Annotated in this window: 12 protein-coding genes; 2 read left to right on the plus strand and 10 right to left on the minus strand. The window is 39.9% G+C overall.

The annotated features are described in order from the left end of the window. Positions 1-85: 85 nt before the first annotated feature. The 8 genes from ACY3XC_RS02335 to ACY3XC_RS02370 form a co-directional block, all read right to left on the minus strand. Positions 86-1,381 carry a dihydrolipoamide acetyltransferase family protein gene (locus ACY3XC_RS02335; protein WP_464867121.1) on the minus strand — a complete coding sequence of 432 codons (1,296 nt, stop codon included), beginning with the start codon at positions 1,379-1,381 and terminating at the stop codon, positions 86-88. A 141-nt stretch (positions 1,382-1,522) separates the two neighbouring features. Then, positions 1,523-2,506: an alpha-ketoacid dehydrogenase subunit beta gene (locus ACY3XC_RS02340; RefSeq protein WP_464867122.1), complete on the minus strand. Its 984-nt coding sequence runs from the start codon at positions 2,504-2,506 to the stop codon at positions 1,523-1,525. A gap of 12 nt (positions 2,507-2,518) precedes the next feature. Next, a complete protein-coding gene (locus ACY3XC_RS02345) occupies positions 2,519-3,514 on the minus strand; it encodes a thiamine pyrophosphate-dependent dehydrogenase E1 component subunit alpha (RefSeq protein ID WP_464867123.1) in 996 nt (331 codons plus the stop codon). 39 nt (positions 3,515-3,553) lie between these two features. After that, positions 3,554-4,975, minus strand: coding sequence for a dihydrolipoyl dehydrogenase (lpdA, locus tag ACY3XC_RS02350; RefSeq protein WP_464867124.1), 1,422 nt, complete (start codon positions 4,973-4,975; stop codon positions 3,554-3,556). A 20-nt stretch (positions 4,976-4,995) separates the two neighbouring features. Beyond that, positions 4,996-6,099: a butyrate kinase gene (gene buk, locus ACY3XC_RS02355; protein WP_464867125.1), complete on the minus strand. Its 1,104-nt coding sequence runs from the start codon at positions 6,097-6,099 to the stop codon at positions 4,996-4,998. 97 nt (positions 6,100-6,196) lie between these two features. After that, positions 6,197-7,291: a branched-chain amino acid dehydrogenase gene (bcd, locus tag ACY3XC_RS02360; RefSeq protein WP_179157049.1), complete on the minus strand. Its 1,095-nt coding sequence runs from the start codon at positions 7,289-7,291 to the stop codon at positions 6,197-6,199. A 38-nt stretch (positions 7,292-7,329) separates the two neighbouring features. Continuing rightward, positions 7,330-8,238 (minus strand): phosphate butyryltransferase, encoded by a 909-nt coding sequence (yqiS, locus tag ACY3XC_RS02365; protein ID WP_464867126.1) that lies wholly within the window; start codon positions 8,236-8,238, stop codon positions 7,330-7,332. 130 nt (positions 8,239-8,368) lie between these two features. Beyond that, positions 8,369-10,444 carry a sigma 54-interacting transcriptional regulator gene (locus ACY3XC_RS02370; RefSeq protein WP_464867127.1) on the minus strand — a complete coding sequence of 692 codons (2,076 nt, stop codon included), beginning with the start codon at positions 10,442-10,444 and terminating at the stop codon, positions 8,369-8,371. 184 nt (positions 10,445-10,628) lie between these two features. Between ACY3XC_RS02370 and ACY3XC_RS02375 the strand changes: the two genes are divergently transcribed. After that, complete coding sequence (locus ACY3XC_RS02375; RefSeq protein ID WP_179157052.1) at positions 10,629-10,862, plus strand: DUF2627 domain-containing protein; 234 nt, start codon at positions 10,629-10,631, stop codon at positions 10,860-10,862. 292 nt (positions 10,863-11,154) lie between these two features. Here the strand turns inward: ACY3XC_RS02375 and ACY3XC_RS02380 are convergent, their stop codons facing one another. Beyond that, positions 11,155-11,883, minus strand: coding sequence for a glycerophosphodiester phosphodiesterase (locus ACY3XC_RS02380; RefSeq protein ID WP_464867128.1), 729 nt, complete (start codon positions 11,881-11,883; stop codon positions 11,155-11,157). A 36-nt stretch (positions 11,884-11,919) separates the two neighbouring features. On the opposite strand from ACY3XC_RS02380, the gene ACY3XC_RS02385 reads away from it, so the two are divergent. After that, complete coding sequence (locus ACY3XC_RS02385) at positions 11,920-12,054, plus strand: YycC family protein (RefSeq protein WP_179157054.1); 135 nt, start codon at positions 11,920-11,922, stop codon at positions 12,052-12,054. A 114-nt stretch (positions 12,055-12,168) separates the two neighbouring features. On the opposite strand, the gene ACY3XC_RS02390 is transcribed toward ACY3XC_RS02385, so the two are convergent. Continuing rightward, positions 12,169-13,341 carry an aminotransferase A gene (locus ACY3XC_RS02390; RefSeq protein WP_464867129.1) on the minus strand — a complete coding sequence of 391 codons (1,173 nt, stop codon included), beginning with the start codon at positions 13,339-13,341 and terminating at the stop codon, positions 12,169-12,171. Positions 13,342-13,390 lie beyond the last annotated feature (49 nt).

Below are 13,390 nucleotides of genomic sequence, written 5' to 3' on the forward strand. Positions count from 1 at the left end.
ATTTCACTTAGTTTTATTGTAAGATAGATAGTAATATCAAGCAATAAAAATAACCGCCGCCATATGATCGGCGGCGGTTATTTTACTAATATATAGATGTTGTTGATTTTGAGGTATTTTCAAGAATTTCTTTTACCCGTTGTAAGAATCGGCCGCAAACTAATCCGTCTAATACTCTGTGGTCTAGTGACATACATAGGTTTACCATGTCGCGAACAGCAATCATATTGTTGTCCATAACTACTGGGCGCTTGACAATGGATTCCACTTGAAGAATCGCTGCCTGCGGATAGTTGATAATTCCAGCTGATTGAACCGAGCCAAACGAGCCAGTATTGTTGACAGTAAAGGTTCCACCCTGCATATCTTCTGAGCGAAGTTTATTGGTTCTTACCTTTACAGCAAGCTCGGAAATCTCACGGGCAATCCCTTTAATTGTTTTCTCATCGGCTTGCTTAATAACAGGTACATATAAAGCATCATCGGTTGCGACTGCAATAGATATATTGATGTCTTTCTTCTGGATAATCTTATCTCCAGCCCACATGGAGTTGATTTGAGGGAATTCCTTTAATGCCTGCGCTACAGCTTTTACGAAAAAGGCAAAGAAAGTGAGATTGAAGCCTTCTTTCTTTTTGAACTCATCCTTTAAAGAATTGCGGTATTCCACAAGATTTGTTGCATCGACCTCAATCATTGTCCAAGCATGAGGTGCTTCATGCTTACTTCGGAGCATATTGGCGGCAATTGCTTTTCGGATGCCAGTTACAGGTATTTCGATATCGCCTGCTGCAACAGGAATACTTGGAGCAGGTGTCCCTTGCTTTGGAGAAGCAACCGCTGGTGCCGTTTCAATGGCTGGAACTTGCTGCACCTCAGTCTGCTTTGGTGCTTCAACCTTTGCACCAGCAGCAGGGATATTTCCTGTTTCAATCAACTTCAATAAATCTTTTCTTGTTATCCGGCCGCCTGCACCGGTGCCTGTCACCTGATTTAGATCAATGCCATTTTCTTGAGAAATTTTTAAAACTGCAGGAGAATAACGAGCTTTGTTACCTTGATCTGCTTGCTCGGAAACAGCAGCTGTTTCAGCTGCTTCTGTTTTTTGCTCACTAACTTCCGTTTTTTCAGCATTACCGCCTTCAATTTCAATGGTACAAATAATTTCACCAACCGCAAGTGTATCTCCATCTTCCGCTACTAGCTCTTTTATTGTACCTGTGAAGGAAGATGGAACTTCTGCGTTTACTTTATCTGTCATTACTTCAGCCAATGGGTCGTATTTATTTACTTTATCCCCTACAGAAACAAGCCACTTAGAGATTGTTCCTTCGGTTACACTTTCCCCCAACTGAGGCATTTTAATTTGTTCAATAACCAATATCCAAACCTCCTATTGTCTAGCTGCGGCGACTAGCCCCTCGAGGACATAAGCCAATCCGTCAAGAAGGTTAAAAAGCAACCTTCATGCCGGCTCGTCTTACGCTTGTCGGGGCTGCCCAAGTCGCCTCCGCTTTTCGAATTAGTACTCTGCAAGCTCACGCATTGCTTTTTCAACTTTATCAGGATTGACCATAAAGAATTTCTCCATTGTTGGTGCATATGGCATTGCTGGGACATCAGGACCAGCTAGACGCATAATTGGAGCATCCAAATCAAATAAACAATTTTCAGCAATGATTGCAGATACTTCACTGATAATGCTGCCTTCTTTATTATCTTCTGTAACCAATAACACCTTACCAGTTTTAGAAGCCGCTTCAATAATTGCTTCTTTATCTAACGGGTAAACTGTTCTTAAATCAAGAATATGTGCAGATATTCCATCCTTAGCTAATTTTTCTGCTGCCTGGAGGGCAAAATGAACACAAAGGCCATAGGTAATAACAGTAATGTCATCACCTTCACGCTTCACATCCGCTTTTCCAATTGGAAGTGTGTAATCATCTGTCGGAACCTCTCCTTTGATTAAACGGTATGCACGCTTATGCTCAAAGAATAACACTGGATCATTATCACGGATAGCTGCTTTTAATAATCCCTTCACATCATATGGAGTTGAAGGCATAACAATTTTCAAACCTGGTGTATTCGCAAACACCGCTTCAACGGATTGAGAATGATAAAGTGCCCCGTGGACTCCGCCGCCATAAGGTGCACGAATAACCATTGGACAGCCCCAGTCGTTATTTGAGCGATAGCGAATTTTTGCTGCTTCTGAAATAATTTGATTTACTGCAGGCATAATAAAATCAGCGAATTGCATTTCAGCAATCGGTCTCATTCCATACATAGCTGCTCCGATTCCTACCCCGGCAATTGCAGATTCAGCAAGTGGTGTATCAATCACTCGCTCTTCACCAAATTGTTCATATAAACCTTGTGTGGCTTTAAAAACCCCGCCTTTTACCCCAACGTCTTCACCAAGGACAAATACCTTTGGGTCTCGTTCCATTTCTTCCCGAATGGCCATTGTGACCGCATCTATATAAGAAATTACTGCCATGTTACATCCCCCTTACTTATCCGCATAAACGTATTTCAGCGCGTGTTCAGGTGCTGCATACGGTGCATTTTCAGCATAATCAGTGGCTTCATTCACTTGCTTCATCACACGTTCATTGATTTCTTTTTCCAACTCATCATTCATCACACCTATTTCTTTTAAATAGGCACCGAAGGTAATGATTGGATCCTTCGTTTTCGCTTTAGCCACTTCATCAGGAGCTCGGTACGAACGGTCATCGTCATCAGAAGAGTGTGGTGTCAGTCTGTATGAGATTGTTTCTATTAATGAAGGACCCTCACCAAGACGACCGCGGTCTGCAGCTTCCTTCACCACTTTATACACTTCTAATGGATCGTTTCCATCAACAGTAAATCCTGGCATACCATAGCCGATTGCACGATCAGACACTTTTTCACATCCTAATTGTTTCTCAATTGGGACAGAAATCGCATATTTATTATTTTCACACATGAATATGACAGGTAACTTGTGAACTCCAGCAAAGTTAGCTCCTTCATGGAAATCACCTTGGTTTGACGAACCCTCACCAAAGGTTACGAAGGTCACCAGATCCTTCCTTTCCATTTTTCCTGCTAACGCTACACCGACAGCATGTGGAACCTGAGTGGTTACAGGAGATGAACCAGTAACGATGCGATTTCTCTTTTGACCAAAGTGCCCTGGCATTTGCCGGCCGCCTGAGTTTGGGTCCTCCGCTTTGGCAAAACCAGAAAGCATAAGTTCCTTAGGAGTCATCCCAAAGGTTAACACCACACCCATATCCCGGTAATACGGCAGTACATAGTCTTTTTCCTTATCAAGCGCAAATGCTGCACCTACTTGAGCAGCTTCTTGTCCCTGACAAGAAATAACAAATGGTATTTTACCCGCACGATTCAATAACCACATCCGTTCATCAATCCGGCGGGCTAAAAGCATAGTTTCATACATTTCCAAAACCTTTTCATCACTTAAACCTAATGAATGATGACGATTTTCAGCCATTTATTTTTACCTCCCATATGTTCGAAAGTCCATTATTATTTAAGAATGGATTGCTCTTCCATCAACTGCCAATGCAGCCTCTCCAATCGCTTCTGATAGAGTTGGATGAGGGTGAATCGTATGAGCAATTTCCCATGGAGTTGCATCCAATACCATTGCCAATCCTGCTTCTGTAATCATGTCCGTTACGTGTGGACCAATCATATGCACCCCTAGAATATCATTAGTCTCTTCGTCAGCAACAATCTTGACAAAGCCATCGGATTCTCCAAATACAAGAGCCTTTCCGATTGCTCGGAATGAAAATTTACCCACTTTTACTTTATGACCTTTTTCTTTTGCCTGTTCTTCGGTAATCCCAACGCTGGACACCTCAGGATTACTATATATACATCTTGAAACTAGATTGTAATTCAGCTCTGACGGATCCTTCCGAGCAATATGCTCCACTGCAATAATCCCTTCATGGGAGGCAACATGCGCAAGCTGCAAGCCGCCAATTACATCTCCAATTGCGTAAATATGAGATTCTTTTGTTTGGTAGAATTCATTGGTAACAATAAATCCTTTTTCTACCTGGATTTCTGTATTTTCTATTCCAATTCCTTCGACATTTGCTTGGCGTCCTACAGATACAAGGAGTTTTTCAGCCTTAAATTCTTTCACACCAGCTTTAACTTCTGCTGAAATGGTGACGCGATCACCTTTTACAAGTGTTTCAGGAAGGACTTTCGCTCCTGTTACAAGCTTTATCCCCTTTTTCTTCATCAGTCGCTGCATTTCCTTAGAAATTTCCTTATCTTCAGTCGGAATAACCCGATCCGCATACTCGATAACAGTTACTTCTACACCGAAATCAGAAAGCATTGACGCCCACTCAATTCCAATCACTCCACCGCCAACAATAATGATGGATGCAGGTAATGTCTCAAGCTCTAATGCTTCATCAGAGGTAATGACAAGTTCACCATCAATTTCAAGTCCAGGAAGCGTCCTAGGTCTTGAACCAGTTGCAACGACAACGTTTTTCGGAATGAGCATTTCATTTTCTTCGCCATTATTCATTTCAACCGAAATCGTCCCCGGCATTGGTGAAAAAATAGAAGGTCCTAAAATGCGGCCAAGTCCCTCATAAACATCAATTTTCCCTTGTTTCATGAGATGTTGTACGCCTTTATGGAGTTGATCGATTATTTTATTCTTTCTTTCCTGAACTTTCACAAAGTTATAGGATACTTCACTTGTGATAACACCAAAATCTTCGCTGTGCTTAGCTGTCGCGTAAACCTCAGCACTTCTGAGAAGAGCTTTACTTGGGATGCAGCCTTTATGTAAACAGGTTCCTCCAAGTTTCCCTTTTTCAACTATTGCTGTTTTCAAGCCAAGCTGGGAGGCACGAATGGCAGCTACATAACCGCCGGTACCACCGCCAAGAATGACTAAATCGTATTCTTGTGACACTGTATTTCCTCCCCAAATTGTTAGATTTTTGCTATTTTAAACGTGCCAGGATATTCTTTAACAGCTTCTTCCTCGCGTAAAACCCTTAATGCACCTTCCGCCAGTGCTTGAAGCTCATTCTCACCTGGATGGACAATCGTATCTGCAATCCAATTAATCCTATCGGTGATGGATTTCACAAAATCTTTACCATATGCAAGACCGCCTGTCAGTACAATCGCATCTACTTTTCCAGCTAATACCGCACTTGCTGCACCAATTTCCTTTGCTACCTGGTAAGCCATTGCTTCGTAAACGAGAGCGGCCTGGTCGTCTCCGCTTTCAATCCTTTTTTCGACCTCTACAGCATCATTCGTTCCAAGGTATCCTACTAGGCCCCCTTGGCCAACAAGCTTCTTCATTATTTCTTCGCGGTAATATTGCCCAGAATAACAAAGAGCAACTAAATCCCCAACAGGAACAGTTCCAGCTCGTTCAGGACTGAAAGGACCATCACCATGGAGACCATTATTTACATCTATGACTTTCCCTTGCTTATGTACCCCAACTGTAATCCCACCGCCCATGTGCGTGACAATTAGGTTTAATTCGGAATATTTCTTCCCCAATTCTTTAGCCACTCTGCGTGCAACAGCCTTTTGATTCAGTGCATGAAAGATACTTTTTCTTTCAATTAATGAGAATCCAGAAACCCTGGCAAGAGGCTCTAATTCATCAACAACCACAGGATCAACAATAAAGGATGGTATATTTAGTCCTGATGCAATTTCTTGAGCGATTATACCACCTAGATTTGAGGCGTGCTGTCCAGCAAAACCAGACCGCAAATCATTGAGCATGGTTTCATTGACTGCATAGGTTCCCCCTTCAATCGGACGAAGCAAACCTCCGCGCCCACAAACAGCACTAAGCTTGGAAATATTGATCCCTTCGTTATCCAGTGTTTCCAAAATGGTATTCTTTCTAAATTCATATTGATCAATAATATTGGCAAATGAATTAACTTTTTCTGAATCATGACGGATTGTTTTTTCTAAAATGGAAATTTCATTATCGAAGACTCCAATCTTAGTTGAAGTGGAACCTGGGTTGATGACGAGCATTCGATATTTCTTATCAGGCAAGGTATTTGACCTCCATTTTTTTACATTTCACATCTATTAAAGGGAAAAGACGCTGAATTACCCATTCAGCGTTCTACCCTTCCTATTTTCGAAAATCCTAGCGGCGACTTAAAATATGATGGCCATTTTGCAAGAATTGGCTGCGTGAATTACGCATTTTTTCAATTCTTTCTTCGGCCATTCTATCTGCTGCAACATAAGTTGGGATGCCGTCACGCTTTGAAATAGCAATTACCTTTTCGATACTTGCATAGATTTGATCCACTTTTTTTATTGCCCGTTCATGGTTATACCCATAAAGTTCATCTGCAACATTGATAACACCGCCAGCATTAATGACGTAGTCAGGAGCATAAACAATACCCATTTCATGGATAAGATCACCATGACGAGTATCTTTTAACTGGTTATTAGCAGAACCCGCAATAACTTTAGCTTTAAGCTGTGGAATCGTATCATCATTAATGGTTGCACCTAGGGCACAAGGCGCATAAATATCACATTCAACGCCGTAAATTTCATTAGGATCCACTGCACGAGCACCGAAATCCTCTACTGCACGCTGAATAGCTTCCTTGTTAATATCGGTAACGATTAATTGCGCACCCTCTTCATGCAAGTATTTACAAAGAGTATAAGCAACATTCCCAACACCTTGAATCGCAACTACTTTTCCTTCTAGGGAGTCAGAACCGAATGCTTCTTTTGCAGCTGCTTTCATTCCAACGTAAACCCCATAAGCTGTTACAGGTGAAGGATTTCCAGATGAACCGAATGCTGGTGAAATACCAGTAACATAATCTGTTTCTTCATGGATTAAATCCATATCTGCAACCGTTGTACCAACATCCTCAGCTGTAATATATCTTCCATTTAACCCTTGAATGTAACGGCCAAAAGCACGGAACAATTCTTCACTTTTATCCTTACGCGGGTCACCAATGATAACAGTTTTACCACCGCCAAGATTTAAACCAGCTGCAGCATTTTTATAAGTCATTCCTTTGGCTAATCGTAATGCATCAATGATTGCAGCTTCTTCTGATTCATATGTCCACATACGAGTACCGCCTAGTGCTGGTCCTAGAGTTGTATCATGTATGGCAATAATTGCTTTTAATCCAGATTGTTTATCTTGGCAAAATACAACTTGCTCGTAATCATATTGTTCTAAGTACTTAAAAATTTCCATGTTAACATCCTCCTCAAATTTGAAAACTACACTCTATTCTATTTGGTTACAGAGCAGATGGCGAGCGCAAGTGAATAAAGCTTACTTTCCGCCGAATCCGCCCTAGAAGTTAATACGATGGGAGCCTTTGCGCCTGCAATAACAGCCCCTACTTTTGCCTTTGCAAAATAAATTAATGACTTATATAAGACGTTTCCAACCTCAATAGTGGGAACTAATAAAATATCAGCTCTACCAGCTACTTCACTATGAATTCCTTTGTGTTCAGCAGCTAAAGCAGAAACGGCATTATCTAATGCTAATGGACCATCTACAATACAGCCAGTGATTTGCCCTCGTTTATTCATAACACTTAATGCAGCAGCATCAATTGTCGCTTGCATGGCCGGATTCACTACTTCAACAGCAGCTATAGGAGCAACCTTTGGACTTTCAATTCCAATTGCCCTAGCCAAGGCTGCAGCATTTTTTATCATTTGAGCTTTTTGCTCTAAATCAGGGGCAATATTCATCCCTGCATCCGTAACGATGGTAAACCGATTGAAATCTGGAACCTCAAAAACAGCCACGTGTGATAGAACATTTCCCGTCCTAAGACCGTACTCTTTATTTAGAACTGCTTTTAAAAGAGCGCCTGTAGGAATATTCCCTTTCATTAAAACGGTTGCTTCCTTCGTTGATACAGCCCTAACTGCCAGCTCTGCAGCCATCTCGTTTGAGTCTGCATGAATAACAGTAAGCTTCCTGTTACTTTTTTGCTGGTCTTTATTCTTAAGGTTTACTATCATATTAATTTTTTCTTTATCACCAAATAATATAAAATTGGCGAGATTCCGGTTTAATGCTTCGATAACTGCTTCGATGACTTCTTCATCTTCTGCTACTGCAACAGCTACCGTGTTACCATCCAGCTGGGTTGCTTTTTGTATCAGTGATTCAAGCAACAAGTTGTCATCAACCCTTTCTCTTCAACTGCAACTCCATCATTTTAATATGCAAAATCCGTGCCAAGTTGAAATCACTGAAAACGCTTTAATCACCAAAATAATAAGTGCAATTTTTTTCACACCATGAAATTTATTGCGTGCTATTATTTTCAAGTTTATATTTTTCTAGCTTATAATAAAGATTCCTCACCGATAAGCCTAGTGCCTTAGCAGCTGCCGTCTTATTACCATTATAACGGTGAAGCATTTGCTGGATAATCTCTGCTTCATAATCTTCTACCATTGCATTTAAGGAACGATCCTGTTGGATTGATTCACTATGGTCTGCTATTAGCGGTTCACTTCCCGTTTTTTTAGGTCTCAATTCTGGCAGGTGATGTACATTTATGAATGTTTCATAATAATTCATAAAAATTATCGCTCTACCGAGAATATTCTCTAATTCCCGTACATTTCCCGGCCAATCATAATTTACTAATTTTAAGAGAGCAGCTTGGGTAACTCCCTCGACGTTTCTGCCGTAATCCAAATTAATTTTTTCAATTAGCCTTTCACACAGTACAGGAATCTCTTCCTTCCGACTTCGGAGTGGCGGTATATGTATTGGCATACGATTTAAACGATAGTATAAGTCTTCCCTAAAAGAGCCTTTTGCAATTCCTTTTTCAAGATTCACATGTGTTGCCGCAATAATTCTAACATTTATCGGAACTGGCTTTGTACCGCCTACACGTGTGATTTCATTTTCTTGCAATACCCTAAGTAATTTCGCCTGTGTATTGGCAGAAAGTTCGCCTATTTCATCGAGGAAAATACTTCCGTTATTTGCCTCTTCAAAATAACCCCTTTTTCCTCCTCTTTTTGCCCCTGAAAAAGCTCCTTCTTCATAACCAAATAATTCACTTTCCAGAAGGGACTCAGAAATGGCTGCACAATTAACGCGAATAAATTTGTTGTATTTTCGATCACTTGCATTATGTATAGCATGGGCAAACAATTCTTTTCCTGTACCAGACTCACCCCGTAACAGAACTGTCGCAGGCGTTTTTGCCCCTAACTTCGCCTGTTCAATCGCGAGAGTCATTTCTTCAGAACTGCCGATAATATCCTCGAAGGTATACTTCGCTTCAAGCGTGCGAATGATTTGACGGGCACGGTTCAATTCCCTGTTTAGTGTTTTAATTTCTGACATATCATGAATAACTCCGACACTGCCTTTTAGTTTACCTTTAACAATAATCGGCGCCACATTGACTATTACTTCCCGTTTATTTGCACCCACTCGCATCGGAACACCACGGACCGCTCTTCTTGTTTGGAGTACCTTCATATGCATACTTTCACCTTCGGATATATCTGCAGTCGCTGGATGTCCTATAACCTGTTCTTGTGTAAGACCAGTAAGACGTGTATATGCCGGGTTAATAAGCAAACCCCTGCCATTTTCATCGACTACTGAAATAGCATCATCACTAGAATGGATGATTGCCTGAAGCATAGTTTGGATTTCTTTTAAATCGGTAATTTCCTCGGCTAGATTGACTACTTCTGTGATATCTTTAAAAACGGCGAATGCCCCTATTAGGGTCCCGTTCTCTTCGATGATAGGAATACGGGTTGTTATAATTTTTCTTCCATTCCCTAATACCATTTCCTGATTCGTCTCTATTCTTCTCGTTTCAAGGATTAAAGGCAGTCTGCTTTCCGGGATTACTTCTACCACGTATTTGCCAATTGCTTGGTCCCGTTTCACACCTGTCATTTCCTCGGCTCGTCGATTAAATAAAATCACGAACCCCTTTGCATCAATCACGAGCATCCCATCATTTGTGGCATTAAAAATTAGTTCTTGCTGGTAGGAGGCATTTTGGTGTTTAACAATCAATTCTTCCTTTTCTTCAAGAAGCCTTGCAAGAAGAAATGCAACACTGCCAGGAATTAAAACGGTTTTTTTGTCCTTAGCGCTCCTTAACTCTTGAAACACATGTTCATTTCCTGTTACTTCAATAATAATATCGATATTTTCACTTATAAACTGCTTCCAATCAGTTCCGATTTTAATACCAGCACTCTGAGCTAAATAGATACCCGGTGCATCTAAATTTTTGTCAATGACAGCCTTAACCTTAAGGACCTCTGTTTCATTGAGCAGCTTAAGGACCGCTGTACCACCCTTACCGGCGCCAACAATCATAACATTTTGCATTTTTCCGCCCCTTTATTATAGTTGAAAAAGAAGATTTTTTCATACAACATAATCGAAAATATGCAATATTTTTCAATTTCTATTTTATATTTATTTAGTTACCTTGACAAATTTTATCTTTGTACTAATATTTCCTTGAGGGTATTATTCTTACGACTTACTAAACAATTGGAAGGATTTAATTATGAAGCGGATTATTGCTTTACTAATATTAGTTATTCCAGGCTTTTTAGCTGGCTTTGGGATTAAATTAATGCGTGATATGACATTTGGGATTCTTCAAAGCCCAATCCCTTTCTTATGGCTGCAATTTCTTTTAGGTCTAATCCTATTCCTTGGTGGTTTAGCCTTCGTCGCAGGGTTCATTTTTCACCGCGACAGAAAAAGAAACAAGGTACAGACTAGATTTAAAAAATAGGCTGTGTTATTATTCATTGTTGATTTCGTGTCGGGTTGATCATTCATAGACGGAGAATTTCCGCCTATTGTAGAAAAGGAACCTTAAGAAGCAGATATAGCGGAGATATTCCGGTTAACTGCTTCAAATAAGACAAAATCCAATGATTTGGATACAATAAGCGGAAAAACTCCGCTTATTATAAAGGAAATATGGGTATTTCCCAATTTATACGGAAATTCTCCGCTTATTTTCAAAACACAGTAAAATCAACATTCAGCTTTAACACAGCCAAAAAATAAAAAGAGGCCTTTTAAGGTCTCTTTTCGTATTGTTTCTTGATTTTCAGAGCTTTTACTGGGTCGTCTGTAATAATCGACGTACAATTTAGTTTATAAAGCCTTTGCATATCAGCATCTTTATTAACGGTATAGGGTCTGACTGCTACTCCATTTTCTATTGCACCTTTGATAATTTCATCTGTTACCGACGCTAACTTCGGATGAATCCCTTGTGCGCGAATGGATTGCGCATAAACCCATGGCATATAGATTCGCTCATTAAATAGAGGTGCTGTCTCGATTTCAGGTGCAGTCCGATAACTTAAGACAATACTGTAATGATTGAAAGAAGAAATAATAATCCGATTACTCAAATTAAATCTTCGAACAAGCTGAATTACCTTTTCTTCCATTCCTTCATACGGAAATAGGTTATTTTTCAACTCTATGTTACAAACAAGTTGATTGGATTGCATCCATTCAAGAACCTCAACCAATGAGGGGATTGGCTCTTTATTCACACCTTTTTTATTGGCATTTAATTTTCTTATTTCTTTAAATGTAGTATCTCTCACGAAGCCCTTACCAGTCGTTGTCCGATCAAGTTTTTCATCATGAATAACAACCACTTCACCGTCCTTTGTTAATTGGACATCCAGCTCTAAACCGTCGGCTCCTGCCTTTTCGGCAGCAATAAATGCACTCATTGTATTTTCAGCAAAAGCTGAAGAATAACCTCGATGCGCAAAAACCTGTGTCATTTTTTCACTTCCTAACTAAATAAATGGAGGATCACAATGAAACCTTTACAATTATCACCTGAAACTGCCATTAAGCTTGCCGAAAAATTAAATGTTCCCATAGAACAGCTTATGCATATGCCTCAGCATATACTTATTCAAAAATTAATGGAACTAGAAAAGGAAAAATAATATTTAATATATGAAATAGCCTTCATTTTATAAATGAAGGCTTGGAACCCAACCTGCTATATGTTACGACCTATACTCGCCCGCACTAACTGACACCGTTTTTTTTTAACTATTCTAGCAATCCATTTTGATATTTATTTTTTCCAAATATTCCTCTAATCTGTTTAACCCTTCTTCCAGATTTTCCATTGAGCTAGCGTACGAGATTCGAATATATCCTTCTCCATAGGCTGAAAAGGCACTGCCAGGTATAACCGCCGCTTTTGCTTGTTCAATTAAATTGTTAGTAAATTTCTCAGAACTCATCCCTGTATTTTTTATCGAAGGAAATAAGTAGAAGGCCCCATCCGGCCAACTCACATCTAGACCCATTGATTTGACACGGTCAAAAACGTAATCTCTTCGTTTTTGATATTCTTCCTTCATTTGATCTACTTCTATTAAATCTGTCGATAATGCTTCTAATGCTGCATATTGGCTGGTGGAGCTTACACAAACGGTATTATATACATGGATCTTTAGCATTTCATCAATTAGATATTTCGGTGCAAGTGCAAAGCCAATCCTCCAGCCTGTCATCGCATGTGATTTTGAAAGACCATTAATCACAATACTCTTTTCTTTCATCCCTGGAAAAGAGGCAATCGAATGATGTCTAGTTCCATAGGTTAATTCACTGTATATTTCATCGGATATAATAAAAATTTCCTTATCTCTTAAAATATCAGCAATCTCCTCTAATTCTTCTTTTTCTAAAATACTTCCGCAAGGATTGGATGGATAAGGTAGAAGGACACACCGCGTCTTATCAGTGAGTTTTGTTTTTATCATCTTTGCGTTAAGCTTAAAGCCAGTTTCCCTCGTATCAATAAAAACAGGTTTGGCTCCGCATAATCTTATCAGTGGTTCGTACGCCGGATAAATAGGTGCGGGCAAAATCACTTCACTGCTTTCATCCAGAATGGTACGAAACGCAATGTCAAGAGCTTCACTTGCGCCGATTGTAACAAGAATTTCGTTCTCCGGCTCATATTTTAAGCCATAGCGACGATCTACAAAGCTTGTAATGGCGTTTCTAAGTTCAGGTAATCCCGAGTTGGTAGTATAACCTGTCCGTTTTTCCTCCAGCGATCTAATACCTGCATTAATCACCTTTTCAGGAGTAGCAAAATCCGGCTGACCTACCGTTAAATTGACGATACTTGGATCATTTAACACCTTATTAAAGACTTTTCGAATACCGGATATTTCTATTTGTCTGACATTCTTGTTGATTAAATGAAGCATCTGCCACCATCTCCTAGACTATTATATATTGATGCTAATTTATTTGGAT

Source organism: Bacillus sp. CZDM1 (assembly GCF_055502545.1).